This is a genomic window from Micromonospora sp. LOL_021 (genome assembly GCF_048060215.1).
In the GTDB taxonomy this organism is placed as follows: Bacteria; Actinomycetota; Actinomycetes; order Mycobacteriales; family Micromonosporaceae; genus Micromonospora_E.
Genome location: NZ_JBHMIN010000071.1, coordinates 1 through 24418, shown reverse-complemented (window position 1 = coordinate 24418; position 24418 = coordinate 1). Strand labels below are relative to the sequence as shown.

25 protein-coding genes are annotated in these 24418 nt (G+C 71.6%); 12 read left to right on the top strand and 13 right to left on the bottom strand.

From position 1 onward, the window contains the following. The 3 genes from ACFHWT_RS28915 to ACFHWT_RS28905 all read left to right on the top strand — a co-directional run. Nucleotides 1-1014: barstar family protein (locus ACFHWT_RS28915; protein ID WP_416597830.1), on the top strand; the 1014-nt coding region annotated here is incomplete at its 5' end. A gap of 142 nt (nucleotides 1015-1156) precedes the next feature. Continuing rightward, complete coding sequence (locus ACFHWT_RS28910) at nucleotides 1157-1417, top strand: type II toxin-antitoxin system Phd/YefM family antitoxin (protein ID WP_416597829.1); 261 nt, start codon at nucleotides 1157-1159, stop codon at nucleotides 1415-1417. Next, nucleotides 1407-1832, top strand: a complete 426-nt coding sequence (locus ACFHWT_RS28905; RefSeq protein ID WP_416597828.1) for a type II toxin-antitoxin system VapC family toxin — start codon at nucleotides 1407-1409, stop codon at nucleotides 1830-1832. Before ACFHWT_RS28910 ends, ACFHWT_RS28905 begins: the two co-directional genes overlap by 11 nt. A gap of 7 nt (nucleotides 1833-1839) precedes the next feature. Here ACFHWT_RS28905 and ACFHWT_RS28900 read toward each other — a convergent pair whose 3' ends face one another. From ACFHWT_RS28900 to ACFHWT_RS28875, 6 genes are all read right to left on the bottom strand, one after another. Beyond that, entirely contained in the window at nucleotides 1840-2388 is a 549-nt protein-coding gene (locus ACFHWT_RS28900) for a hypothetical protein (RefSeq protein WP_416597827.1), read from the bottom strand. Nucleotides 2389-2976: 588 nt separating this feature from the next. Further along, complete coding sequence (locus tag ACFHWT_RS28895) at nucleotides 2977-3678, bottom strand: hypothetical protein (protein WP_416597826.1); 702 nt, start codon at nucleotides 3676-3678, stop codon at nucleotides 2977-2979. After that, complete coding sequence (locus ACFHWT_RS28890) at nucleotides 3678-4223, bottom strand: RNA polymerase sigma factor (RefSeq protein ID WP_416597825.1); 546 nt, start codon at nucleotides 4221-4223, stop codon at nucleotides 3678-3680. Before ACFHWT_RS28890 ends, ACFHWT_RS28895 begins: the two co-directional genes overlap by 1 nt. A gap of 60 nt (nucleotides 4224-4283) precedes the next feature. Continuing rightward, nucleotides 4284-5228 (bottom strand): acyltransferase domain-containing protein, encoded by a 945-nt coding sequence (locus ACFHWT_RS28885; protein WP_416597824.1) that lies wholly within the window; start codon nucleotides 5226-5228, stop codon nucleotides 4284-4286. An 84-nt stretch (nucleotides 5229-5312) separates the two neighbouring features. Then, nucleotides 5313-6134 carry an SAM-dependent methyltransferase gene (locus ACFHWT_RS28880; RefSeq protein ID WP_416597823.1) on the bottom strand — a complete coding sequence of 274 codons (822 nt, stop codon included), beginning with the start codon at nucleotides 6132-6134 and terminating at the stop codon, nucleotides 5313-5315. 158 nt (nucleotides 6135-6292) lie between these two features. Then, a complete protein-coding gene (locus tag ACFHWT_RS28875) occupies nucleotides 6293-6862 on the bottom strand; it encodes a TetR family transcriptional regulator (RefSeq protein ID WP_416597822.1) in 570 nt (189 codons plus the stop codon). A 120-nt stretch (nucleotides 6863-6982) separates the two neighbouring features. Between ACFHWT_RS28875 and ACFHWT_RS28870 the strand changes: the two genes are divergently transcribed. Continuing rightward, a complete protein-coding gene (locus ACFHWT_RS28870; RefSeq protein WP_416597821.1) occupies nucleotides 6983-7891 on the top strand; it encodes an SDR family oxidoreductase in 909 nt (302 codons plus the stop codon). Between the two features lie 21 nt (nucleotides 7892-7912). Here ACFHWT_RS28870 and ACFHWT_RS28865 read toward each other — a convergent pair whose 3' ends face one another. The 5 genes from ACFHWT_RS28865 to ACFHWT_RS28845 form a co-directional block, all read right to left on the bottom strand. After that, nucleotides 7913-10258 (bottom strand): 2OG-Fe(II) oxygenase, encoded by a 2346-nt coding sequence (locus ACFHWT_RS28865; protein WP_416597820.1) that lies wholly within the window; start codon nucleotides 10256-10258, stop codon nucleotides 7913-7915. Between the two features lie 97 nt (nucleotides 10259-10355). Continuing rightward, a complete protein-coding gene (locus tag ACFHWT_RS28860) occupies nucleotides 10356-11666 on the bottom strand; it encodes a TIGR02679 family protein (RefSeq protein ID WP_416597819.1) in 1311 nt (436 codons plus the stop codon). Next, nucleotides 11663-15898, bottom strand: coding sequence for a TIGR02680 family protein (locus tag ACFHWT_RS28855; protein WP_416597818.1), 4236 nt, complete (start codon nucleotides 15896-15898; stop codon nucleotides 11663-11665). The genes ACFHWT_RS28860 and ACFHWT_RS28855 overlap by 4 nt, the downstream gene beginning before the upstream one ends. Nucleotides 15899-15906: 8 nt before the next feature. Continuing rightward, nucleotides 15907-17124, bottom strand: a complete 1218-nt coding sequence (locus tag ACFHWT_RS28850; RefSeq protein ID WP_416597817.1) for a TIGR02678 family protein — start codon at nucleotides 17122-17124, stop codon at nucleotides 15907-15909. Continuing rightward, nucleotides 17121-18716: a TIGR02677 family protein gene (locus ACFHWT_RS28845; protein WP_416597816.1), complete on the bottom strand. Its 1596-nt coding sequence runs from the start codon at nucleotides 18714-18716 to the stop codon at nucleotides 17121-17123. Before ACFHWT_RS28845 ends, ACFHWT_RS28850 begins: the two co-directional genes overlap by 4 nt. Nucleotides 18717-18798: 82 nt before the next feature. On the opposite strand from ACFHWT_RS28845, the gene ACFHWT_RS28840 reads away from it, so the two are divergent. Genes ACFHWT_RS28840 through ACFHWT_RS28825 form a run of 4 tightly spaced genes read left to right on the top strand, consistent with a single transcriptional unit; the run spans nucleotide 18799 to nucleotide 19925 of the window. After that, on the top strand, nucleotides 18799-19095 hold the full coding sequence (locus tag ACFHWT_RS28840; protein WP_123603761.1) for a type II toxin-antitoxin system Phd/YefM family antitoxin: 297 nt from the start codon (nucleotides 18799-18801) through the stop codon (nucleotides 19093-19095). After that, nucleotides 19092-19493 carry a type II toxin-antitoxin system VapC family toxin gene (locus ACFHWT_RS28835; protein ID WP_416597815.1) on the top strand — a complete coding sequence of 134 codons (402 nt, stop codon included), beginning with the start codon at nucleotides 19092-19094 and terminating at the stop codon, nucleotides 19491-19493. Before ACFHWT_RS28840 ends, ACFHWT_RS28835 begins: the two co-directional genes overlap by 4 nt. Next, complete coding sequence (locus ACFHWT_RS28830; protein ID WP_416597814.1) at nucleotides 19420-19647, top strand: siderophore-interacting protein; 228 nt, start codon at nucleotides 19420-19422, stop codon at nucleotides 19645-19647. Before ACFHWT_RS28835 ends, ACFHWT_RS28830 begins: the two co-directional genes overlap by 74 nt. Next, complete coding sequence (locus ACFHWT_RS28825) at nucleotides 19575-19925, top strand: SIP domain-containing protein (protein WP_416597833.1); 351 nt, start codon at nucleotides 19575-19577, stop codon at nucleotides 19923-19925. Before ACFHWT_RS28830 ends, ACFHWT_RS28825 begins: the two co-directional genes overlap by 73 nt. A gap of 64 nt (nucleotides 19926-19989) precedes the next feature. Here ACFHWT_RS28825 and ACFHWT_RS28820 read toward each other — a convergent pair whose 3' ends face one another. Continuing rightward, nucleotides 19990-20760 (bottom strand): SDR family oxidoreductase, encoded by a 771-nt coding sequence (locus ACFHWT_RS28820; protein ID WP_416597832.1) that lies wholly within the window; start codon nucleotides 20758-20760, stop codon nucleotides 19990-19992. 103 nt (nucleotides 20761-20863) lie between these two features. Here ACFHWT_RS28820 and ACFHWT_RS28815 point away from each other — a divergent pair, with 103 nt between their 5' ends. Further along, on the top strand, nucleotides 20864-21703 hold the full coding sequence (locus tag ACFHWT_RS28815; protein ID WP_416597831.1) for a LysR family transcriptional regulator: 840 nt from the start codon (nucleotides 20864-20866) through the stop codon (nucleotides 21701-21703). On the opposite strand, the gene ACFHWT_RS28810 is transcribed toward ACFHWT_RS28815, so the two are convergent. Then, nucleotides 21704-22390 (bottom strand): CPBP family intramembrane glutamic endopeptidase, encoded by a 687-nt coding sequence (locus ACFHWT_RS28810; RefSeq protein WP_416597813.1) that lies wholly within the window; start codon nucleotides 22388-22390, stop codon nucleotides 21704-21706. It lies immediately after the preceding gene. A gap of 130 nt (nucleotides 22391-22520) precedes the next feature. Between ACFHWT_RS28810 and ACFHWT_RS28805 the strand changes: the two genes are divergently transcribed. The 3 genes from ACFHWT_RS28805 (at nucleotide 22521) to ACFHWT_RS28795 (ending at nucleotide 24345) form a co-directional block, all read left to right on the top strand. Further along, nucleotides 22521-23156 (top strand): DUF2975 domain-containing protein, encoded by a 636-nt coding sequence (locus ACFHWT_RS28805; RefSeq protein ID WP_416597812.1) that lies wholly within the window; start codon nucleotides 22521-22523, stop codon nucleotides 23154-23156. After that, nucleotides 23156-23431 (top strand): helix-turn-helix domain-containing protein, encoded by a 276-nt coding sequence (locus tag ACFHWT_RS28800; protein WP_416597811.1) that lies wholly within the window; start codon nucleotides 23156-23158, stop codon nucleotides 23429-23431. Before ACFHWT_RS28805 ends, ACFHWT_RS28800 begins: the two co-directional genes overlap by 1 nt. A gap of 626 nt (nucleotides 23432-24057) precedes the next feature. After that, nucleotides 24058-24345 carry a hypothetical protein gene (locus ACFHWT_RS28795; protein ID WP_416597810.1) on the top strand — a complete coding sequence of 96 codons (288 nt, stop codon included), beginning with the start codon at nucleotides 24058-24060 and terminating at the stop codon, nucleotides 24343-24345. Nucleotides 24346-24418: the final 73 nt, after the last annotated feature.

The following is a 24418-nucleotide window of genomic DNA, read 5'->3' as shown; positions in this document are numbered from 1 at the left end:
TTCACCGGATTCGCCCGTGTCGCACCAATCAAACCTTTTGCGTTGCTGAGATCAGCTCACTACATCAGCGGACTGATCGCCGTTCGATGGCTGCCCGCCAGGAACCCGAACCGTGCAGCGCGGTACACCCGGTACGGTCGCTCCATGTCTCGTGGCGGAGCGCCTGGAGAACTGCTGCGGCGCTGGCACCGTACGCTGCCGCCCCGTTGGCTGCTGTTCAACGACGATGCCGACGATCCGGGCGAGGCGATCGCCGCATGCGTCGACATCGACGGCCTCTTCGAGGACGCCCAGCACGTGGTGTCAGCGGCGGCGCGGCCGACGGTGCTGATCGGATGCGATCCCGCGCCAACTCTGCGACGCGCACTCGACGCACTGGATCGCGGGGCCGGCAACCCTGGTGGGGCTGCGTGGCGCCGCCGAATCCGTGCCTCCATCGCCAGCGTGGGGAACGATGGCAGCGCGACACTGGTGGTCGGCGTACATGTCGAAGGTGCGGTCACGGCGGTTCGTTCGTCGGCCCTGGGCGGCGGCTTGGTCGATGTCACCCTGGACACCGCCTTCCCTGGCCCGATGCCGCGCGGGGCACGCCAGATCTGGGAACTCTGGCGCTCCGGCCGGCCGGCCGAACCAGGCCGCTGGGTGGGCTACGACCGCACTCTACGTCGCGAGTGGACCATGGCGGCGCTTTCCCACCACCGGCACGACGCCGCCGACAAGCCGGCGGGCACCGCCTACGAACTCGACGGGCAGAACGTCACCGACATCGAAGGCTTCTACTGCGCCATCGGGGAGGCGGTCAACGGACCCGGCGGCTACTTCGGCTCGAACGCCGACGCGCTACACGACTGCACACGAGGCGGCTGGGGAGCCACCGCGCCGTTCAAGCTGGTCTGGCGGCATTCGGCTGTGGCTCGAAAACGCCTGAGCCTGCCCACCGCATCCGGCGACCCGGATTTCGGGCAGCTCCTGCACTGGCTCACCGAGGATGGAATCGACGTCCGTGTGGGGTGACTTGCCGGGCTACCTGACGGTCGGAGTCACCAGGCCTTGCCTTGATCGAGCTACGCAGTGCGGGTTGTCGATGACTGACCCACCCCCCGAGCAGTGGTGCCACCTCGTAGCACCGCGTGCCACCCCGTGCTAGGCTTGCCGCATGGCAGCGGAACTCACCCAACGAGATCTTCGGGCGAAATCCGGACAGATCATGGATGCGGTTGAGCATGGTGAGTCGTTCATCGTCACCCGTGACGGCACCCCCATCGGTGAGTTGATCCCGCTACGTCGACACCGGGTGGTGACCCGTGAGCAGTTCGCGGGCATGTCGGCGAGCGCACCGGTCATAGATGCGGCGCGGTTCCGCGCCGACGCGGACAGCGCCATGGACGGCGGCCTCCGGGACCCTTATGAAGCCTGAGGCGCACGGCCTGCTCGACACCAACATCCTTATCCTGCGCCGGCAGATCGACCACGCCCGGCTGCCGGACACCATGTCGATCAGCACAGTCACCCTCGCCGAGCTGTCGGCTGGTCCGCATCACACCGATGATCCAGCCGAGCGTGCCCGCCGGTTGGACGTGCTCCAACGGGCCGAGTCCGAGTTCGATCCGCTGCCGTTCGATGCGGAGGCGGCACGGGCGTTCGGCAGAGTAGTCGCAGCCGTGCTGGCGGCAGGTCGCAAGCCGAGAGCACGGACGGCTGACCTCATGATCGCAAGTGTCGCCATCGGAAACCGCCTGCCGCTCTACACCACCAATCCCGACGACTTCGCCGGTCCGGACACCCTGGTAACGGTGGTGGCAGTGCCGCTTCCTGGATCGCTTCAGGTGTAGGGATCAGTCAGGGCCACAGGCAGGATTCGTCGGGCAGGCGGCCCACGATGAGGGGCGGCGCGGCGGTTTCCGACCGGACGTGGCCGAGCAGGCAGGCACGCCCGACCCGTACGGCGTACAGGATCGCCCCTGCCGGAGCAGGGTCGGTGTACCTGGCTGGCCGTACCGCCGGGTCGGTGAAGCCGGAAGCGATCAGCGCCTGCCGGACCGCGTCCGGTGTCGTGGCCGGGAGCCGACAGTGCTCCAGCGGCGCGGGACAGTCCGCGCCGAGCTCGCGGACGAAGCCGTCCAGCAGCGCCTGCCGGCGCGGCTGCGCCGCTACCCGGTCGTCGTCGGCCAGCGGCATACGCCGGCCGAGATCCTCCGCGATGCGATCGCAGTAGCCATCGACACTGGATGCCACCTGGGCACACATGAACTGCTCGACGGCCACAGCCGGCCGCTCATCCGGCTGGCTGGCTGAAACGCTGGCCCGCACCAGCGGTACGGCGACCGCAGCCGCGCTGGCGGCTACGAACAACACGGCGATGGGTAGCCCAATCCGGACAGCCCGCATGAGGTCACCTTATCACTGTCCAGCGACGCTAATGGAGCGGTGGGAGACCTCATGGGCAGACACAAATCGCTTGTTGCCGCCGTACTGCCGAGTTGGTGAATCGGTTGGGACACCGCCTGTCAGCGGCGACAGCTCCCGCTCCTGCCCAGCTCAACCGTCACCGACAATGGCTGCGCTGCCGGCGAACCTGACGCTGTCTGCTCGGCGTACGCGGCAAAGTTGGCCTGCGGGCAGACGAGGGAACCGTCATTGTCGTCAAATCGGCCCTGAGACAACCATGGAGGTTCCCTCGCGTCATCCGCCACCCGTGCTCCTCGACGGTAGCGGAGCCCGCGATGGGCAGTCTGGATTGCGCACGCTGGATGAACTTCAGCCGCATCTTCGTGCCTTGTCGATCCACGGGCTGGAGGGGGTTGGGAACACCGCGACGACTTCGCGGTCGTGCCGCTGGCGCTACTCGGCCCGTGACGGGCGATGCCCACGCGTCCGCACCCCTGGACGCCTGGAGCGAGCCATCGAGGTGAGGCTGACGCACCTCAAACGCGATTTTGAGGTGCGTCAGCCTCACTTCGGCGCACAGCCGGATGCTCACTCTTCTGGGCGCATCCCGGGTATGGTGTATCGGGCGCTCACGCGCGAGCCGAGATATGTACAGGAGGTGTCATCGGCGGGCGCGAGATAGAGCATCGTGGAGGTCACTTGCGTAGCGGAATCGGAGAATGTGGAGACGACCATGACGCTCTCATCGGGGAACAGGTCTGGCCGTATGCGATACCCATCGGCGCGGGCTGTCCTTTCGCCGCGGCTCCTGCTGGTGAGAGCTGCGTCTGCTCGTTGTTGCCCTGCCGAATCGAGGCAGACAGCTACCGGCTGAGCGTCTCTGGCGTAACGCAGCTCGGTTGGTACGCCAGCCTGGCGCAGGTCGGCGGCAAGACCGGCCGGGTCGTTGAGCCGGTCCCATTCCACGATCAACTCCACCGAGCCGTCGGAATTCGTGGTGACCGCGTACGCGGGGGTGGCACCGCCGGGGCCGGCAAGCCAGACCGTTGACGCCGCGAGGGCCACCGCCACCGCTGCGGCGGCGACCCCGCCGAACGCGAGCCGCCGGTGCCGCAGCTGCCGAGTGGTGGTGGGCTGTTGGCGTACCCCCGTCACGCCGGACGGTTGCGCGACGTCGGACCGGGGTTGCGCGAGGATGCCGGCCAGCATCGCCGCGGCCTGCGGCGACTCGGCGTCCACCCGCCAGTCAGCGACTGGATCCGCGTCGCGCATCAGTCGATCGGTTTCCATCATGATCCTCCTTCGTGAGCTAGCGGGGAGAGCTCGGCGTCCGCCGGCCTCCTGGTCGGAGCCGGTTCCAACGCGGCCGCCAGCCGCCGCCGGGCCCGAAACAACCGCACCTTGTACGCGGTACGACTGCACCCCATGACGGTGGCGGCGGCGGTGGCGTCGAGTCCTTCCCAGGCGGCCAGCCGCAGTGCCTCCTGGTCGGCTTCGGACAGTTGTGCCAGCGCGTGGCGGACCCGTACCTGGTCGACCACGGCATCGGCGTGGTCGGCCGTGACCGTCTCGGCAACCTCGCCCAGTCGCGTCGTCAGCCTCGCCTGCCGGTCCCGGCCCCGGATCTCGTTGCCGATCAGGTGCCGGGTGGTGGCGTACAGCCAGGGCAGCGGTTCGCTGACCGGCACGTCCGGCAGGCGGCGCCACGCGACGAGGAACGCCTCGCTGACGACGTCGGGCGCGCGTTCCCGACCGACCCGACGGGCCGCGTACCGAATCACCGCGCCGTAATGTCGCCGGAACAGCTCCGCGAATCGTCTCCGGTCGTCTTCCATGCCTGGTCTGTTTCCGCCTCGGCCGTCGCGGTTACCGAGCCGGGCGCAGAGCAGGTGTGGTCAGATCGGGAAGCGGCCGCGGCGCCACTGCCAGTGGCGGCCGGCGGTCAAGTGGTCGACGGCGGCGCGTTGCAGCACGGTACGGCGTGGTAGCGCGTCGAGCGGCGTGCTCAGCGTGCGGAACACGAACCGCAGCACCTCGACGTCGGCGTCCGGCCCGTCCGGCTCCTGGTACGGCTCCAGCTCGAACCGGCGCTGGAACCGGATGATGTTCGAGTCCGCCGGCAGGTACTCCCGTAGTTGCGGGTCGAGCAGCCACGACCCGCAGGCGAACGCCGCGTACCGCTCGTCGGGGAAGTGTCGGGGGAAGAACGCGCGGGCCGCGTCGAGTGACGCGCTGACCGCCTCCGGGGTCAGCGGCCCCGCGTCGGGGATGTGCAGTTCGATGGCGCTGTCGCTGCGGTGGTGCTGCAGCCGGCCCAGCTCGTAGAGGCTGCCGCGTACGTGCAGGGTCAGCCAGGCCTGCATGACCGGCCAGCCCTCGCCGCGCATCCGCCGGTCGATGGCGAGGTTACGGCCCAGGTCCGCGAGGGTCGCCCAGGACACGGCGTCGGCGACGCCGTGGGCGCGGTGGTACGCCCGGACGACGTCGACCAGGGCCAGGTACGCGTACACGTAGAGGTGCCGCCAGGCGGGTCCCCGGTCGCGGGGCAGCTCCGGGCCGGGTGCCAGCCAGCCGTAACCGCCGAGGTCGGCCCGGACCAGGGCGATCGTCCGGTCGAGCAGCCAGCGCAGCTCCGGAGTCCACAGCGGCGAGTCAGGGTCGGGCCAGCCGGCCATGATTTCGGCGGCGTCGTCCGGCCGCACCGCGAGCCGGTCCAGGATCGCGGGCGCGTCGGCCCTGGCCGGCAGCGGAGCCGACGGCCGGTCACCGGCGAGCCGGTGCACCCGCTCGACGTCGGCGACGGGCGCCCCGAGCCGGGCGGCGGTCTCGTCCAGGTTCACCCGGACGACGCTACCGCCCAGGTCGCAGTTTCCGGCGTGCTGCGGGCGGCTCGCCTCCGGCAACGGCACTGCCCGGTGCGGCGGTCAGGGAATTCGGGCGACCGCACCGTACACCGACACGTCGGCTGCCGCCGGACGGAGCTGGTCCTGCTCGTCGGCGCGCCAGTCGCTCACCACCCCGATCCCGGGTGGTACGAGGTCCAGGCCCTCCACCAGCGCGGCGAACTCGGCGCGTTCCCGGGGCCAGATGTCGGTCTGCCCGGCAGCCAGCATCCGGTCGTAGACCGCTGCGATCGGTGCCGGGAGGAAGTCCTTGGTCGCGTTGCTGACGACCAGGTAGCTGCCCGGCGGCAGCGCGTCGACAAGCTCGGCGACGACCGGTGCGGCCGCCCCTCGACCCGGCAGGAAGTGCAGTACCGCGACGAGCATCAGCCCGACCGGCTTGGACAGGTCCAGGGTGGCGAGCAGGTCGGGATGGTTGAGGATCTTGCCGGGCTCGCGCAGATCGGCCTCGATGTAGGACGTTCTGCCCTGGGTGGTGCTGGTCAGCAGGGCCCTGGCGTGCACCATCACCATTGGATCGTTGTCGACGTACACCACCCGCGACTCCGGCGCGATCGCCTGGGCGGTCTCGTGCGTGTTGTCTGCGGTGGGCAGGCCGGTGCCGATGTCGAGGAACTGCCTGATCCCGGCCTCGGCGGCCAGGAACCGGGTCGCCCGGCCGAGGAAGCGGCGGTTTTCTCGCGCCGCGATCGGCGCGCTCGGCCAGGCCGCCGCGATCTGGTCCGCCGAGGCCCGATCGACGGCGAAGTTGTCCTTCCCGCCGAGCCAGTAGTTGTATCGGCGGGCCGGATGCGGCACCGAGGTGTCGAGCCGGTCGAACAGCGTTGCGTCGTGGTCGGCCATGAGAACCTCCGGAACCCAGTTGAGTACGCCGGGCCGTCGGCCGTCGCGCCGACGGCCAACGGGCGACCGATCATACTGGACGGTTTGCGGTGCGCTGGCCCGGCGGGCGCACCGTCGTCCGACGACAGCCGTCAAGCCGGCAACGTACCGCGCGGCAACTACCGTCGAGCAGGCGAGGTGATCGCCTGTAGTTCGCTGGTGACCTCGGCGATCAGATCGGTGAGCGAGTCGCGGTTGCCGGGCTCGACCCAGCGGGTGTACGCGACCCGGAACACGGTGACACCCGACTCGGCGGCCAGGGTCGCCGCGGTCTGGTCAAGGCCCTTGGCGCACAGCGCGGCAACGACCGCAGCCGCCAGCGAGCCCATCTTGCGTAGCTCACGTTCCTGCAGCTCGGGACTGCTCTCGATGATGGTCTGGCGCACCCGGACCAGCTCGAGTCGGTCGGCGAAGATCTCCTCCGCCACTTGACGGAACGCGGCGACGACCGCTTCGAAGGGGGCGGCGTCCGTCTCGGTCACCGCCTTGACGAGCAGGTCCTCCAGTTGCTCGCTGCCGCCGAACAGCGCTTCGCGTTTGTCGCCGAAGAGCCGGTAGAAGGTGCGTTTGTCGAGGCCGGCGCGGGTGGCGATGTCGGTGACCGTGGTCTGTTCGAAGCCGCGTTCACGGAACAGCTCGAAGGCGGCCGCCTCCAGGCGGCCGCGTGCGTCCGGTTGCCAGCGGGCCATGCCGCGATGGTATCCGATGTCACACTACGACATCTTCTTGATCCAGCCATGTCGCATAGTGACATCACAAGGTAGGGTGATGTCACAAGGCGACATCGGTACTCACGAAGGAACACCAACATGCGCGTATTCGTCACAGGCGCCTCCGGCCACCTCGGCTCGGCGGTCGTGCCGGCCCTGATCTCCGCCGGGCACGACGTCGTCGGCCTGGCCCGCTCCGAAGCATCCGCTGCCGCGATCGAGAAACTGGGCGCCGGGACGCGTCGCGGCGACCTGTCCGACCTCGACGTTCTGCGCACCGAAGCGAACGCCGCCGACGGCGTCATCCACCTGGCGTTCCGTCACGACCTCCTGCTCACCGGCGACCTGACCGGCGCCGCCGGTGCCGACCTGGCCGCCCTCCGCGCACTCGCCGACGGTCTGAGCGGCTCCGGCAAACCGCTGGTCGGTACAAGCGGCACGGCCATGCTCGCGATGGGCGGACTCGTCGGCCGCCCCGGCACTGAACACGACGCTCTCCCGAGCGGCTACCGGGTCGACGCGGAGAACTTCGTGATCGGCCTCGCCTCCCACGACGTGCGCTCCTGCGTCGTCCGGCTCGCCCCGACGGTGCACAGCCCGCTCGACCGCAACGGTTTCGTCACCGTCCTCGTCGCCGCCGCCCGGCAGCACGGGTACGCGGCGTACGTCGGCAAAGGCACAAACCGGTGGCCGGCCGTGCACACGCTCGACGCGGCCGACCTCTACCGGCTCGCCCTCGAAAAGGCCCCGGCCGGCTCCCGCCTGCACGCCGCCGCCGACGAAGGAGTCCCCTTCCGAGAGATCGCCGCCGCCATCGCCCGCAACCTCGACGTGCCGGTCCGCAGCATCAGCCCCGAGGAAGCCGACGACTACTTCGGCTTCCTCGGGCCGTTCGCCCAACTGGACAATCCGGCGTCGGCCGCGATCACCCGGGAACTCCTGGGCTGGTCCCCCAGCCGCCCCGGCCTGATCGCCGACCTGCACGACGGGCACTACTTCCAGGCGTGACGTCCCCGACGCGACCAACGCTCAGCCGAGGTCCTCCGGGCCCAGGGTGAGCCAGGCCAGGTCTTCCTGGGCGCGGCGGCGGGACTCGCGTTCGCGGTCGAAGAGCGCGTCGGTCTTGCGCAGGACCAGAGTGTACGGTCGCCCGCTGCGCCGGGTCTGATGGTCGACGGGCAGGTCAGCCTGGTCGACGCGGGAGTGGACATGGCGGCGGCGCTGCTCGGCCAGCGGCCACTCGAAGGTGCGGCGCGCCGGATCGCCGAGGAACGCCACCAGGGTGGCGCACAGCTCACAGTCGCATCCCTTGGGCAGTTCCACCGACCAGTCGTCGGCGGCCCGAGCCGGCCGGGCGAGCTGCCGCTCGAGCCGCCGGGCGACGTGCGCGGCGAGGGTGTCGATGCCGGCCACCTGCTGCCCCGCCTGGTCCGGTGCGGTCGCGCGGGCGGCCCGCAGCGTCGACATCGCGCAGGCAAGCACGTCGTCCTCGTCCTGGCAGAGGAACTCGACCGCCGGGTCAGCCAGGTCCGCCGTACCGAGGCTGGCGGCACCGGCCAGGACGACGGCGATCTGCGGCCCCAGGTCCGCGAGGTACCTGCGCCGGTCGCGGGCCGCCGGGTAGGTGAGCATTCCTCGGGCCCGGCCGTGCAGTTCGGACCAGACGCCGGCCACCAGCAGCCGGCCGACCAGCACACCCCCGGTGTCGGGGGTGGCCCGCAGCGCCGCGCACATCGCGGGCAGCGATGCCAGCCAGTCCGGGGTCTGCTTGTCGAACAGCGACGAACGGGACAGCCAGTTCCGGCCGAACCAGCCGTTGACCCGATCCCGGGTCCAGGACTCGCCGTAGCGGGTGGCGAGGCGGGCGAGCACCGGGGCGTCGGCCGGCGCCAGCGCCTCCACCCGCAGCAGCGCGAGCAGCATGGCTGCCAGGTCCGGCTCGTCGAGCTCCCAGGCGACCGCCAACGCCCGCCCGACGACAAGTTCACCGGCCGCCGGGGTGACCCGCCAGAACGAGGCGAGCGTGGCGGCGCTGCGCCGGGCACCGGCGACGTCCCCGGCCCGCAGCAGATCGGCGAGCCGGTCGAGGGCCCAGCCTGGCGACGCCTGCGCACGGATCGCGAAGGTCCACCGACGTGGCCACACGACGATCGCCGCCCGGCGGTACCACCGGTCCAACGTGTTGCCGTAGTTGCCCATGTACCCCTCGTACTCCGACGATTGGGGCGACAGGTCCGCGGTGGGCGTCGTGGCACACACCTCGTCGTCGGAGATCCGCAGCGACGTCGGCACCACCTCGCCGGACTCGTCCAGCCAGCAGTCGAGGGTCATCGACGAGTCGATGAGCTCTTCGAGCTCGTACTCGCCCGACCCGCTCCCGCCGCTGGGTTCCTCGTCGTTTCGATACCGGCCGTACCGACTCCGGCCCCGACCCCAGCGGCCCCATGATTCCTCGGGGTCGAGGGCGCTCCAGGTCTCCTGCAGCTCCGCCAACGCCAGAGTGACCTCACAACCGGCTGCCTGCGCGGCCGCCCGCACCGCTGCGGCACGGCCGACGTCGTCGCCCTTGAGCCGGTCCCAGCCCAACGCCCGCTGGGTGTACTCGTGATCCAGCAGGTAGACCAGCCGGGCGGGCCCGTCGGTCGGTTCCGCGAAGTGATCGTCCAGGCAGCCGGCCAGTCCGGTGACCAGGTCCTGGCCCAGCGAGCCGGCGGCCAGGGTGACCGGGTCACCGGCGAGCAACAGGTTGTAGGTCAACACGATCCGGTGGCCCGCCGTCACCGGCGACACCTGATGCCGACAGTCGGCGTAGAACGCGACGAAGGTCAGCTCGTCCGGTGACGATTCGTAGCTCCCGGTCCGGCCGGCGTGCTCAATCGACAGCACGCCGCCGGCCGACTCCGACGGCAACGTCACCACCAGGGTGCCGATCATGGCATCGACCTTCTCCGAATCCTGATGTGGCGCGAAGAACTGGCCGGGCGCGTACACCAGCATCGAGTGCAGCTCGGCGACCAGCTCGCACCCCTGCGGCAGGCCGAGGTCGGCCCGGAGCTGGTCCAGCATCGGGTGGAGCGTCTCGTGCCACCGCTGTTCGTCGATGTCGACGAGGCTCGTCGGGACTTCCCACGTGTCGCGGACCCCGGCGTCCGTCAGCGTCTGCTCACCCTTGCCGAACCTGGCCGGCCGGCCAACTGAGCACAGCTGCTTCGCCTGCTCGGCGGCCGCCGGCAAGGCGATCGGCCCGACACCGCGCACCGCGAGCCTCAGACCATGGGGTGACGCGGTACGACGTGCGCTGAACGCGCCAGCCGGGCCAACGGTGCCCAGTAGCGCGGCCAGTCGGTCAGGCGGGGTAACGGGGGATGCTGGCACGCGCAGACTCTAGGCCAGACAATCCGGTAGGGCCACTCGCACGTCCGTTCAGCGGACAACCGGTGCGACAGTCGACTATGGGCAGGAGAATCACGCGCTACTGGGCACCGGACAGATCGGCGAGGAGGGTGTCGAGGACCAGCTCCTCCTCGACCCGCGTACCGTGCCGGCTCATCGCAGCGGTCAGCTCCGCGTCCCAGCCGGCGTCGACCGGCCGGCCGGTCAACGTCCCCGACACGGCGCCCACCACGGCCGCACCCGCCACCGCCGCCCGGTACGCGGTGGCGTCGTAGCGCCACGGCTGCCACGGCACCCGGGAGCGCAACAGGTTGGCGATCCGTACCCCGCCCCAGTCGAAGTCGCCGTGGTAGCGCAACCGCGCGCCACCGGCCGTCAGGCCGGTCAGCAGCCGCAGCGCCGCCGTGCTCGGCTGGCCGTTGACGCAGACCAGCGGCGGACACTCCGGACCGAGCAGGTCGGCCGCCGCGGCCAGCACCGTCGGGTTCTCGCAGACGTGGACGGTGCCGGCCGGGAAAGTCGACCGCTCCCGGCCGAGTTGGCGCAGGGTCAGCACGAGCGGCTCACCGGCCGTCGCGGCGGGCGCCGTCAGGGCGGACAGCCGGCTGCCCGGACTCGCCACGACGTTGAGCGTCAGTACGGTCGACGATAGTTCGTCGACAAGGACACCGGCGCTGTCCCACAGCGCCCGCCGCCGCTGCGCCGGAGACGTCGGTTCGTCGTCGCCGGGCCACCAGACGGCCCGCACCGCCGACAACACGACAGTCGCCAGCGGACGGTCGGCGTCGAGGGCGTGCGCGTCGCCGGTGGTCTGCGCGGCGAGCCGGGCCAGCGGGGCCCCGTCGGCAGGCAACGCCGCCAGCACCGCCACCAGGTGCTCGACGAGCCGGGCCGCCGCGTCCGGCGTACCGGACAGTCGGCGGGCCAGCGCGACCGTGGTGCGGTCGCCGCACCAGTCGGCCAGGTGCGGCGCGCGGCGGCCGAGCCGGTCCAACGGCTCCAGCACGGTACGCCAGGCGGCGTCGGCGGCGGCGCGGACCTCGGCGGTCACCGGCACCGGCCCGAGGAGGGTCTCGACGGCGGCGGCCAGCCCGTCCGGGTGCAGGCCGCTGCGGCGGACCACCTGGTCGAGGTCGTCGAGGTTGACCGTCAGCGAGGTGCCCCGGCCGGGTGGCCGCCCAAGCAGCCGTTGCACCGCCAGCCGCTCGGCCGGTGTCGGCTGGCTCAGCGAGATCGTGCCGGTCAGCGGCCGGCCCAGGGCAATCCGCTGACGGACCCGCTGCACGACCCGTTCGGTGTCGGCCCCGCCGAGCTGCCGGCGCAGCCGATCAAGATCCGGCCCGACCACATCGAGATCCGGCCCGACCACCTCGCCGTCCGGTCCGGTCACTCGGCGGACCACAGAGCGGGCTGCTCCGAGCCGTCAGGTCCAGTCGGTTCCGGTCTGGTCGGGTCCGGTTCGCTGTCGGATCTGGTCGGGTCCGGTTCGCTGTCCGGGCGGGTCGGTCGCTGCTGCGGCACCGACAGCTCGACCCGACGCATCCGGTGCCGTTCCCGCCCGTCCCACCGCCACGGGGTGACCAGGACGGCGTCGATGCCGTCGTGCCGGGCCAGTTGCGCGATGCCCAGTCCGGGCACCTGCGGATAGCAGCCCCACTCCCGTTCGCTGGTCATCACCACGTCCAGGTCGAAGGTGGCGAGCAGCCCGAGGCACTTGGCCCGGGAGTCGTCGTCGACCCCGGCGAACGCCTCGTCGAGGGCGATCAGCCGCGGCGCGTGCGCATTGCCCGCCGACCCGTAGTACGAGGACGCGGCGGCAAACAGCGGGATGCTGGCGGCCAGCACCCGTTCACCGCCGGAGGCCGGGCCGGTGGCCGGCCGCCACTGCCCGTCCTGGTGGCGTTGGATTGCGAACTCATGCCAGGCCCGGTAGTCCAACGCCCGGGTGAGCTGCTCGTGCCAGGTCGCCGCCTCGTCGCGCAGCCGTTCCCGGCCGATCTGCTCCTGCAGGAACGCGCCGATCGCTCGACGGTCGGCGTCGTTCCAGACGTCGGTGCTCTGCCGCAGCTGCCGGGCGCGCAGCTCGGCCAGGCCGGGCGGGGCGTCGCGGGTGGGCCGCCACAGCAGCCGCAGCCGCATGCCGGTGGAGGTGGGCCGCTCCTCCAGCTCGCCGTTCATCGTCGCAACCTGCTGCTCGGCGCCGGCGACCAGCTCCTGCAACGCCCCGGCGACCTCGTTGACCAGGTGGGTCTCCAGCACCTCCCGCTCGTGGGCGGAGAGCACCCGCTGCCGTTCGTCGATCTCGGTGACCAGGGCGGCGGACAGGTCCGCGACGGAGCGGCCGTGCCCCTGGAACACCACCTCCACGATCATGGTGTCCTCACGGACGGCGGGCAGCACCTGGTGTCCGTGCCGGGACAGACTGTCGGTGAGCACCTTCATGTCCAGGCTGACCTGATGCTGGATCCGTTCCCAGGGGCGGTCGCCGTCGTCGACGTCGGCGAGCAGCCGGTCGACGCCGCGCGCCACGGCCACCGCCGGGGTCGTCGCCCACGGCTGTCGGGTGTCCGGGATTTCCTGCTCGGGGCAGGCCAGGGCGATCAGGCCGGTGTCGGCGAAGGCCCGCAGCACCTCGACGGCGGCGTCCCGGGTGGCGGTGGCCTCCGCCAGGTCCCCGGTCAGCCGGTCACGTCGGCCGTCGGCGTCGCCCCGGGCACCCCAGGCGTCGCGTTCGCGCTGCCGGGTCTCCCGGATTTCCCGCTGGCACTCCTGCTCGGCGTCGGCCACCTCGCGGAGCTGGCGTTCCAGCTCGGCGACGGTCGCGCCGGCGGTCGCGTCCAACGTCTCGAACTCCACCCGGGCCAGCCGGGCCGCCTCGGCTGCCTCGGCCGCCTCGATCGCGGCCGGTTCGAGCTGCTCCTGCTTCTCCTCGTAGGTGCGGGACGCCTCGGCGCGGCGGCGCGTCGCGTCGCGCACCCCGGTCAGGGTGGGCCACCAGGCGGCCAGCGTCACCTGGTAGTCCTGCAGCCCGTCGCGGACCTCGGCCAGCCCGTCGGCGTCGTGGGGCAGGCCCACGTCGTCGGCGAACTCGGTCGCCTCGGCCAGCGCCGTCTGCGCCGCCGAGGCCGCCGTACCGTGCCTCGCCGCCGCCTCGTCCCGTCGGCCGACGGTGTCCCGGCGCAACTGGTGGGCACCACGGACCAGGGTGTGTGCCTCGCGCAGTGGCTGGTCGGAGGGGAGACTCTCGGTCTCGTGGCCGACCGCCCGCCGACGTTCGTCCAGTCTGGTGCGTTGCTCGGCGAGGTCGGCCGACACGGCGGCGAGTTCGTCGGCCTCGGCGCGCAGCGCGGCGATCCGGGCCCGGCGGGCCGCTTCCCGGGCGCCGTCGCCGATGTGCTCCGCGTCCGGTTTGGTCCACCGCCCGGTGACGACGCCGATGCCGAAGCCGCCGTCGGTGCCGACCCAGGTCGCCGCGCCGGACTCCGCGCCGAGGCCGATCGCGGCGAGGACGGCGGCGACGGTCGGCCCGGTCAGCGCGGCGGCGTGCGGGTCGGCGTCGTCGATGGCCGGACGCAGCAGCGTCCCGAGGTTCGTCGCCACCTCGTCGGTTGGTCGCAGCAGCGCGTCGCCGCTGTCCGGGTCGCGGACCGTGCCGTCCGGGTCGATCCACGCGTCGAGCACCCCGGCGGCTTCCAGCGCCGCCTCGATGCCGGCACGCACCTGCGGCGGCACGCCTTCGACGAAGTCGACGACCCGCCACAGTGTCGCGCCGGGCCGGTCGAGGCGCAGCTGCGGGGACCGGGTGTGCGGTGCGGGTGGCGGCTGGTGCGCCCCGTCGGTCAGCCGGCGCAGCTCGGCCTCGATCTCTCCGATCCGGTCGGCGACCCGCCGCTGCTCGGCCTCCACCGCCGCGTCGGCGCGGGCGATCGCCTCGGCGGCTGCCCGGCTGGCGGTGTTCACCTCCCGGGCGGCCGGGTTGTCCCCGTCCAGGGTGCTCACCCAGGAGTCGAGCCGGCCGAGCACCGTCTCCGGGTCGACGATCGACAGCTCGACCAGCCCGGTCAGGTACTCGCCGGTGCGCCGTACCAGGGTTTCGCCCTGTTCGGCGGCGGCGGTCTCGGCGTCGGTGACCGCTTCGTCGGCCGCCGCCACCTCGGCGTCCAGCCGGTCGACCTCCTCCCGGGCGCGGTCGGCCCGGGTCCGGGCCGACTCGGCGGCGGTGCGGAGCCGATCGAGGGTACGCAGCGCGGCCCGCCGATCCTGGACCAGTTGGTCGGCGGCGCGGCGCGCCTCGTCGAGCCCATGGGCGGAGTCGTCCGGCAGGGCGGCGAGAACCCGGTCGCGGTGCCGGTCGGCGACCCGCGCCGCCGCCGCACCGCCGGCCACCCGGGCACGGGCCGCCGCCTCGTCCCGCTGGGCCGACTGAAGCTCCTGCGCCGTCTGCTCGGCGGTACGCCGGGTCCGGGCCGCCTCCGCCTCGACGTCACGCAGGCGTTTGGCCTGCTGGTCGGCGAACGTCGCCCGCTGATCGGCCGCCTCCCGCAGTCGACGCAGATGCTCGGCGGTACGCGCCTCGGGGCTTTCCGCGAGTGCCCGTCGGCGCGCCTGCAGCTCGGTGGCGCGCGCGTCCAGCTCGGCCAGTTTCACCTCGGCCTGGCGTACCGCCCGGTCGGCCTGCTCGTGTGCCCGCTGCGCGTCGCCCAGCTCGCGGCCCAGGTGCTCGTACCGGCTGTGCTGCTGCCGCAGCACCGCGGCCTTGCGTTTCGTCGCGATCCGCGCGTACTGCCGGTAGCGGGTGAGGAAGTCGTCGGCGGCCTTCTTCGTCTCGCGCAGCTCGGTCAGCGTCTCCCGCTCGTCGTCGAGACCCCGGAACGCCTCGGCGACCTGGGCGATCAGGTTCTCGTCCAGCGGCGGCAGGGCGTCGCCGAGCGCCCGGGACAGGGTCTTCTCGTCCGGGCGCTTCGACAGCTGCGGCTGCCGGAGCTTGATCAGCAGGGACACCAGCGCGTCGTACCGGTCGCCCAGGCCGAACAGTGCCTCGTCGACCGCACGCCGGTAGTCGACGGCCCGGTCGTAGAGCATCCCCGCCGGGCCGATCGCGTCCCGCAGCCGGTCCCGGGTCGCCGCCGTACCGGTGGGGGTGAGCAGCTGCAGATCGGCGCCGACCCGTTGGCTGGTGACGAAGTACCAGTGCCGGGCGATGCCGCGCCCGGCCACCGCCTTCAGTCCGCAGCCGATGGTCAGGTACCGGGCGGTGCCGTCGGCGTCGCGGCGGCCGAACTCCAGCCAGGTGTAGCCGGTCCGCTCCGGGTGCGGGTGCCGTCCACCGAGCAGCAGGTTCCACTCCATCCGCTTGTGCGGATCCCCGTCGGGCTCCACTCGGTACGGTGTCAGCTCGCCATCCAACAGGAACGGTACGGTCAACGCGAGGACCTTCGACTTGCCGGTGCCGTTGTTGCCCCGCAGCAGCAGACTGCCGCCGTGGAAGTGGAACTCCTCCTGGTCGTAGTAGAAGATGTCCACCAGCCCGGCCCGCAGTGGCTGCCACCGTTCCCGGTCCGGCACCGGCAGCTTCCGGGCCGATATGGTCGTCGGTCCGGCGGTGGTGACTGCGGCGGTCACGGTGACGGTTACCTCCTCAGGGCGGCGGGACGGGTTTCCCGGATCGTCGGCTCCGCCAGGGCGTAACGGGCGATCGCCGGGCGGGCGACGACCAGCGGGTCCTCGGCCGGCTCGACCGTTATCAGTTTCAGGGCGCGCAGCGCGTCCAACGCGGTGGCGACCAGCTCGACCTCGGCGCCCGGATCGGTGGCGTGTTTTCGCCAGTACGACCGGTGTGCCCGGGCCAGCTCGCGGGTGTGCCGGTGCAGTTCGCTGACCCGTAGCCCAGCTGAGCCGGCCACCGCGATCCGTTCCGCCAGCAGCAGCGTCAGGTGACTCTGCATCCCCTCGGCCGGCATCCGGACGTCGGTCAGCTCGTCGGCCGGGTCCACCATCGCGACCCCTTCGGCCCGTACCTCGCCGACCAGCCCGGTCAGTTGGGTGATCCGGTTCAGGATGGCGTATCGCTGGCTGGTCAGATAGGCCAGCTCGGCCTCGGTCAGCTCGTCGTAGTAGACGACCGGCTGTTCGAGCAGCAGCCGGGTGAGCCGGTGCCGCAGCGCCCGGTTGCGGGCATCCTCGACATCGGGCACCACCTCGACGGTCAGCGCCGCCAGCCGGCCGTCCGGTGCCACGTCACCGATCATCGACGGGCCGCGGCTGCTGGCCAGCAGGCCGGCGATCACCCGCCGGTCCACGTCGTAGAGCACGTCACCACTGGTGCCGAGGTACGCGTCCTCGTGGCCGGCCACCCGACGCAGCACCCCCCAGTGCAGCAGCAGCCGGACCACCGCCACCATGTCGGCCCGCCGTTCCCGCCGGTCCAGGGCGAACGTGAACCCCGTGGCGGCCAGCGCCGGATCGGCGGCGGCAAGCACCACGTCCTCGGCCAGCCGGCCGAGGGTGATCTGCCCGTCGGCGCGTTCCAGCGCGGCCAGGGCGAGGCAGGTCAACACGTACCGTTGCCGGGAGAACGGGGTCCTGGCCTTCGGATCCCGAGCCGGGTGGGTCTGGTCCTGTGGGTCGGCGGTCAGCTTCATCAGCCGGATCGTCTGGGCGTCGGCGACCAGCCGCCACCCGGTCTCCCGGTCGAACCACTCGCGCAGCTCCGCGGCGTACGTGCGGACCAGCCGGAACTCGTCGTCCGGGGTCAGCCCGGCGACCAGCAGCGGGCGGGCGAGCAGCAGCCGGGCGGCCCGCTGCAGGCGGCCCGAGGAGTCGCCCTCGGCAGGGCCGCGCGCCCTCACCCGGCCGCCCCGACCGCCGCGAGGTCGGCTCCGGCAGAGACCAGACCGGCTCCGGTCGGAGCCAGGTCGGTGATGTCGACCAGATGTTCCGGCCCGGTGAGCACCCCGTCGGCGGTGACGATCCGCACCGGCGGCGCCCCGTCGACGCGGACCAGGCGTACCCGTAGCGTGCCGTCGGAGGTGGTGGTGGTCACCTCCGTGGCGTCCGGCCGCCGGGCCGCCAGCGCGTCGCCCAGCAGATGGAGAAAGAGCCGGAACTCGGCGGTGTCCAGTTCACCGAGGCGCGACAGTGGGACGGGCCCGTCGGTGGCCAACGCCGCTCGGGCGCGGGCCGTCTGGGCCGTCTCCCGCTCGGCACGTTCGGCCAACTGCCGCCGCTGCGCGGATCGGTCCAGCACCCGGCTCGGCGAGCCGCGCCGCTCGTACGATCCGGTTTTGCGCAGTCGAGGGCTGATCTCCAGCCGGGGTGCCTGGGCCCACGACGTCGATGCCGGCACCGGTCGCTGCTCGACCGCGGCCAGGGTCTCGGTCGTCACGGTCAGGTGCCGCACCGGCGACAGGCCGAACGCGGTGTGCCACAGCCGGTGCGCGGCCTCGTCGTCGGAGGCCTGCGCGAACCACAGCGCCAGCGACCGGAAGTCGGCCGACCGGTCCGACCGGCCGGCCCGACGTTCGTTGATCGACGCCACCGCGCCGAGCAGCTGCCGGATCGCGCCGATGGCGGCGGTACGCAGTAGCCGTGCCTGGGACTGCCGGCTGGCGTCGCCGCTGACGAACCAGTCCCGCAGCCCGTCCCAGCGTTGCTGCCAGACCACCCGCGCCTGGTGCAGTGCCCGGTCGTCGGCGTCCTCGCCGGGCGCGGCGTCGACGGCCTCCCGGCGGGCCACGATCTCCAGCAGCGGGCGTACCCCGGTCGCCTCGATCCGGTGGGCCAGGTTGGCGATCTCCGCGCCCCGGTTGGCGAGATCGGCGATGAACCGTTCGAGGTACGCGATCAGCTGTTCCTTGTACGCGAGGAAGGCCGCCACATCCGCGTCGGCGAAGTCGACGGCCCGCCGCAGCGACGCCATGAACGCCTGCGCGTTGTCGGCCAGCCCGGTGAACCGGTCGACCAGGCTCAGCATCAGCAGGTGGGTCTTCGCCGGGTCGGGAGCGGACCCGGCGGCGGCCTCGGTGGCGATGCCCAGCAGGGCGCGCAGCTGGTCGGCGATGTCGGACAGCGCCACCGACTGCAGGGCGCCGCGTCGGCCGATCGCCTCCTCGTATGTGGCGATGGCCTGCTCGGCGGCGTGGCCGTGCGCGCTCAGCTGGTAGAGGTAGCGGGCGCGGTGGAAGTCTTCCACGGTGGTGACCCGTCCGGTGTCCGGGTCGGCCCGCAGGTTGCCCCACTCGGCGAGCTGGGCCAGCGCCGCCGCGACGGCCTCCAGCGACGCCCCGGGGCCGATCTCGGCCAGGACGTCCTCCGGCCGCAGATGCACCGTGAACCGACGTTTCGCCCGGACGAAGGCGTCCAGCACGTCCCGGTACAGGGTGACGTTCTGCGCCTGCAGGTGCGCGAACGGCTGGGCGGCCGGTGAGGTACCGGTGGACATCCCGCCATCATCGCAGACCCGGATCGGGCCACGACGCACACAGCAGGGTCATGTGGTCACAAAATTGTGATACATTTCGTTCATGACGACTGCTGGCGAGCACTCGGTTGGTCTTCGGGAACTACGCCACAACACCAGCGAGGTGCTGGCTCGGGTGCGACACGGCGAGACGATCGACGTGACGGAGTACGGAAAACTGGTGGCGCGGATCGTGCCGGTGGCCGAACGCGAGCCGACGCCGGTGTTGGACCGCCTGGTCACGGCGGGTCGGGCGCGCCTGGCGGTACGGCCAGGATTCCGGCCACGGATGCGGGCCGGGGACGGCACCGACCGACTCGGGGACGCCCTCGGCACGCTACGCGACGAGGAACGTTGGTGAGTCTCTACTACATCGACACATCCGCCGCGCTCAAGTTGCTGGCCGAGGAGAGCCACTCCCACGCGTTCGCCGCCTTCTACGACGAACACCCGGGCGCGTCGTGGGTCAGCTCCACATTGCTGCGGATCGAGGTGATCCGGGCCGTCGGCCGGGTCATGCCGGCGGCCCTACCAGATGCCAGAGCCCTCCTGCTGGCCTTCGACTACATAAACATCGACGACGAGGTCGTCGACGCGGCGATGGACGAGCCGGACCGGATGCTGCGGTCGCTGGACGCGATCCACCTGGCCACCGCGCGAGTGCTCGGGACGGACCTGGCCGGCCTTGCCACCTACGACGACCGGCTGGCGGCTGCGGCGAAGGACGCGGGCATTCCCGTCGTCGACCCGCGGGACTGACCTGACGATCCGGCGCGCCCGACCCGCCGCCGACGAGATCGACATCGAGTTCGCCCTGCACGGCGACTCACCCATGTCGTCCTGGGCACGCAACGCCGAGCCGGGCACCCCGGCCGTGATCTTCGACATCGGCACCAGGTACCGGCGGCTGTAGCAGGTGGACCGGCAACTGCTGATCGGCGACGAGAGTGCACTGCCCGCCGTACTGTCGATCCCGGCGTACGCGTCCACTGGTTCAGCCGCGACGGCGCGGATCTGCGACCCGGCGCTCTGCCGGCGGCGGCGGTACGCGACGCGACCCTGCCGTCGGACCGCTTCTACACCTGGGTCGCGGGCGAGTCCTGGTTGGTTCTCCGGCCACAACGACTTTATCAACGTCAACTCAGAGAAGCAGCTGAGGAAGATCGCCAGGTACATCAACGCCGGCCGTAGCTGCCGCTGAGCCGATGATCAGCGGCGGGCGCGCTCGCACCCGCGTTCCACGCCGCGTCGGAATTCACCAGGGGATGCTGCCGTCGTCGTTGACGAACGTGCCGGTCGGGCCGCCGTCGGGCAGGGTGGCCAGCCGGATCGGGGTGGCGGCGGCCTCCTGGACCGGACGCCCGACACCGCCGGTGAAGTCGGTGGCGACCAGCCCCGGGCAGGCCGTGTTGATCAGGATGTCGGTGTCGGCGAGTTGCCGCACGTAGTGCACGGTGACCGCGTTGAGGTACGTCTTCGTCGGCGAGTAGGCCGCCATCACCGGGCCGACGTTGATCTCCGGGTCCGACTGCCAGGTCAGCGACCCGACGCTGCTGGAGATGTTGACGATGCGCGGTGACGGCGACCGGCGCAGCAGCGGCAGCATCGCGTTGGTCACCCGGATCACGCCGTACACGTTGGTGTCGACGACCCGGCGGGCCACGTCGAGGTCGAGCGTGGTCGGGTCCTGTTCCCACCCCGGCCCGGTCTCGCCGGCGATGCCGGCGTTGTTGACCAGAACGTCCAGCCGCCCGCCGGCCCGACGTTCGATCAGCTGCGCGGCGTCGGTGACGCTGCGGTCGTCGGTGACGTCCAGCGGTACGGCGTACGCGTCGACTCCGGCGGCGTACAGCGCCTTGACGGCCGCTTCGCCCCGGGCGGCGTCGCGCGCCCCCACCGCCACCCGGTAGCCCTTCGCGCCCAGCCCAGCGGCGATCTCGTAGCCGAGTCCCTTGTTCGCGCCGGTGACCAGCGCGGTCTTCGTGTCGGTCGTGGTCGTCGTGTCGATCGTGGTCTTCTCGGCCATGACGCCGATGGTGGCGCGGTGGTAGCCGCCGCCGTTACACCAGTTGGGTGCCGCTGTCATACCCGGCGGGTATCACCGACGTATCGTTGCCGGCGTGGAGATGCTGGAGACCCGTGAGCTGCGGTACTTCGTCACGGTCGCCGAGGAGCTGCACTTCAGCCGGGCGGCCGAACGGCTCGGCATCGCCCAGCCGCCGCTGTCCCGGGCGATCGCCCGGCTGGAGCGCCGCCTCGGCGTCACCCTGCTGGACCGCGACCGCCGAGGGGTGGCGCTCACCGACGCCGGTCAGGTGCTGCTCGACGAGGCCCGCGCCATCCTGGACGCCACCGCTGCGGCGGCCCGGCGTACCCGCCGCGCCGCCGCCGGCGCGAACCGGCTGACCCTGGTCACCAAGGCCGGCGCGGGCCACGAACTGCTGCAGAAGTTGCTCGACGCGCACGCCGCCGAGCCGGACGCGGCCGAGATCGACGTCGTGCTGTGCGGCATCGGCGACCAGGCGCGGATGCTGCGCGACGGCCGCGCCGACGCCGCGCTCATGCAGCGGCCGTTCGACTCGCTCACCGGCTTCGACACCGAGGATCTGCTGACCGAGCAGCAGGTCGCGATCCTGCCCGCCGGGCATCCGCTCGCCAGCCGTACGTCGTTGATTATGGCCGAGGTCGGCGACGTGCCGGGCCTGCCGGTCGCCCGCTGGCCGCGCCCCGACGGTACGTACGAACCCGGACCCGGACCGGAGATCCACGACCAGTCGCAGCTGGCCCAGCTGATCGCCCTCGGGCACACCATGGCCGTGCTGTGCGCCTCGTCCCGGTCCTGGCTGTGGAGCGCGCACACCGCCGTACCGCTGACCGACGCGCCGCACGTCACCACCGTGCTCGCCTGGCTGCCGGACAACCGGTCCCGGGCCGTCGCCGGACTCGTCCGGACCGCCACCCAGCTGTGATCAGCTGTAGATGACGAGGACCGTGCCGAGCGCGGCGGCGTTCCACAGCGCGTGGGCGACCATGGGTGCGGTCAGCCGGCGGGTGGCCAGGAACAGCCCGGTGTAGACCAGGCCGGCGACGGTGATGGACAGCGCGTCCAGTGCGCTGGCCGGCAGGTGCAGCACGCCGAACAGGACCACCGAGACGACCGCGGCCACCCACAGCGTCGCCCGGGGGCGGGCGGACCGTTGCGGGATTGCCCCGAGCAGGAACCCACGGAAGTACACCTCCTCGGCGATGCCGCCGCCGACGATCCCCAGGAAGAGGGTGGCGGCCAACGCGGCCGGCCCGGCGGCGGACATCCGCAGGATCTCCTGAATCTCCGGGTTGGCTTCGCCGCCGGCCGCCGGCATCAGCACCCCGAACTCCAGTAGCAGGCGTGGTGGAACGGTGGCCACCGCGATCAGCGTGTCCCGCCGCCAGTGCTGCGAGGTCAGGCCGAGACTTCGGCGGGTCAGCCCGTGGCGGCGTATCCACCAGGCGATGAGGGCGGCGGCCGACACCAGTTCGGCGGCGGCGACCGCGACCAGCACCGCTGGCACACCGTCGGCCGCGAAGAGTCCCATGGCCAGCGGTGGGCCGACGAAGCAGATGAGTGCGCCGGCCAGGAACAGCCCGGCGGAGCGGACGGGTACGGGGATGGTCACGGCTGGTCCAGCCTTCCGGTGGGCAGATGGGGTCGTTCGGACGTGCCGGTGGCGGGGTGACCGCTGCGGCATATCGAGATTCGATATACTAGACCCAGTTTCATATCGAATTTCGATAGGGAGGGCCGCTGTGCGGCACGACATCGAGCAGGCGCGTCGTCCCCGTACCGCTCCGGCCGGTCAGTGGGCCTTCGAGGCGGTCACGGCAGGTGCCGTGGCACTCGGCACCCTGCTGGCCGCCGCCTCGGCGATCGGCGTACTGATCGCCGACAACCTGGTCGTACCCGTCACGGTGAACCCCACAACCGACCTCGGGCCGCAGACCACCGCCGGCCGCTTCACGCTCACGCCCCAGGACGCCGCCCTGCTGACCGTGACCGAGCCGACCGTCGGCGACCGGCTCTGGATCTTCGGGCCGGCGCTGCTGCTCGCCGCCGTCGTCGCGACGGCCGGCGGGCTGCTGTGGCGGGTGGTGCGGTCGTTGCGCTCAGCGGACCCGTTCCACCCGCGCAACGCCCGCCGGGTCGGCGCGGCGGCCGCCGTACTCCTGCTCGGTGGAGCGCTGGCCGCCGCACTGCAGGCCGCCGGGCACCTCGCACTCGTCAGCGCCGCCCGGCACGCCTGGCAACCGGACCGGACATTGACGCTGCAGGCCGTCATCGACCCGCCGGTGGCCGTCCTGCTGCTCGGCCTCGGCCTCGGCGTGGCAGCCGAGTTCCTTCGCCGGGGCACGGCAATGCGCGCCGACCTCGACGGACTGGTCTGATGGCCCCGACCGACGACGAACAGTCCGCCGGTCACCGGGTGGTCTGCCACCTCGACCGGCTGCTCGCCGAGCGCCGGATGACCCTCACCGAACTCGCCGAACGGGCCGGGGTCACCGTGGTCAACCTGTCGGTGTTGAAGAACGACCGGGCCAGAGCGGTCCGGTTCTCCACCCTGACCGCCATCTGCGACGTGCTGCACTGCCAGCCAGGTGACCTGTTCAGCGTGCGCCCCACCGATCCGCCCGCACCGGGTCCCCAGGCTCCGCCCCCGTGACCGCCCACCGGCCGCCGCGGCCACCAGCAGGACGGCGCCGGAGGGCGTGTAGCGAGCGTCAACTTCTGACGTGGCGCAACCGTTGGATAGGTGCCCCGGTAGCTGTCTCGATCCAGAAGGTCCAGCCGTTCCGCTGCGGGTTGACCCCGGGACGCCGTTCGCTCACCACGGCCCGAGCAGCCTCGCTCGGCGTGCGGTACACCGAACCAGCGAGCGGGCCGCTAAGAATTTCGACCCGCCCTGGTCCCGGAGTGAAACATGCCCGAGTCCGGTGGCCGTCGTAGTCAGCGTAGACAGGGATCGAAGCTGGCTCACCCCTCACCGGCTCAAGCGTGCTCGGTTCCCGAGGAAGTGCCACCAGGCGAGTGACAACCTCACCGATCTCTATGCCCGCAACCCGCGCGGCGAACGCCAAATTCCGATAGGTTTCCTCGTCTACCTCAATATGCGGCATACCACACTCCTCGCGATCAGAAACTGGGTGACGCGGCCCCACCGATGACAGCAGACCGCCGGGCGAGCACCTCAGGCACTCGGTCGTGTGTGACGACCCAGTTGGCAGCCGTAGGCGACATGAGTCTGAGCAGCCGGACGATCGTCTCGCGGTCGGCAGCCAGGTGCCGGCGGTGGATCGGCTCGTGATGGGCGACGCGGTTGCGGAACGCGCGGACGTGATCGAGATCAGAGTGGAGATCCCTTCGGGATCCTCGATATCCTGGAAAAACCTTCCGCAGAGCAGGCCGCCACAACGTCGTCTCGTACTGGCAGGAGCCACCGCTGCCAACCAACCCAACCCAGAAACCGAGTGGCAACTCAGCGATCACGCTCCCCGGTGTCATATCCTTTCGGATCCGGCATTTCTTGATCGAATCCTGGACCATCCGCTCCCCGACGAATGTGAACCTGATGTCTGACCGCCACCAGTCTGGGCCTGACCCGGTTTGACGGACATCCCAGCTCAGAGGGGCTGTGTGCTCCTCGGGAGGA

Bases quoted from the DNA above. Each gene is read 5' to 3' on its own strand.
- ACFHWT_RS28875 (WP_416597822.1), bottom strand. From the start codon at position 6,862: ATGGCCCGCTGGCAACCGGACGCACGCGGCCGCCTGGAGGCGGCCGCC.
- ACFHWT_RS28905 (WP_416597828.1), top strand. From the start codon at position 1,407: ATGAAGCCTGAGGCGCACGGCCTGCTCGACACCAACATCCTTATCCTG.
- ACFHWT_RS28840 (WP_123603761.1), top strand. From the start codon at position 18,799: ATGACGACTGCTGGCGAGCACTCGGTTGGTCTTCGGGAACTACGCCAC.
- ACFHWT_RS28845 (WP_416597816.1), bottom strand. From the start codon at position 18,716: ATGTCCACCGGTACCTCACCGGCCGCCCAGCCGTTCGCGCACCTGCAG.
- ACFHWT_RS28910 (WP_416597829.1), top strand. From the start codon at position 1,157: ATGGCAGCGGAACTCACCCAACGAGATCTTCGGGCGAAATCCGGACAG.
- ACFHWT_RS28880 (WP_416597823.1), bottom strand. From the start codon at position 6,134: ATGGCCGACCACGACGCAACGCTGTTCGACCGGCTCGACACCTCGGTG.
- ACFHWT_RS28890 (WP_416597825.1), bottom strand. From the start codon at position 4,223: ATGGAAGACGACCGGAGACGATTCGCGGAGCTGTTCCGGCGACATTAC.
- ACFHWT_RS28800 (WP_416597811.1), top strand. From the start codon at position 23,156: ATGGCCCCGACCGACGACGAACAGTCCGCCGGTCACCGGGTGGTCTGC.
- ACFHWT_RS28870 (WP_416597821.1), top strand. From the start codon at position 6,983: ATGCGCGTATTCGTCACAGGCGCCTCCGGCCACCTCGGCTCGGCGGTC.
- ACFHWT_RS28900 (WP_416597827.1), bottom strand. From the start codon at position 2,388: ATGCGGGCTGTCCGGATTGGGCTACCCATCGCCGTGTTGTTCGTAGCC.
- ACFHWT_RS28895 (WP_416597826.1), bottom strand. From the start codon at position 3,678: ATGGAAACCGATCGACTGATGCGCGACGCGGATCCAGTCGCTGACTGG.
- ACFHWT_RS28820 (WP_416597832.1), bottom strand. From the start codon at position 20,760: ATGGCCGAGAAGACCACGATCGACACGACGACCACGACCGACACGAAG.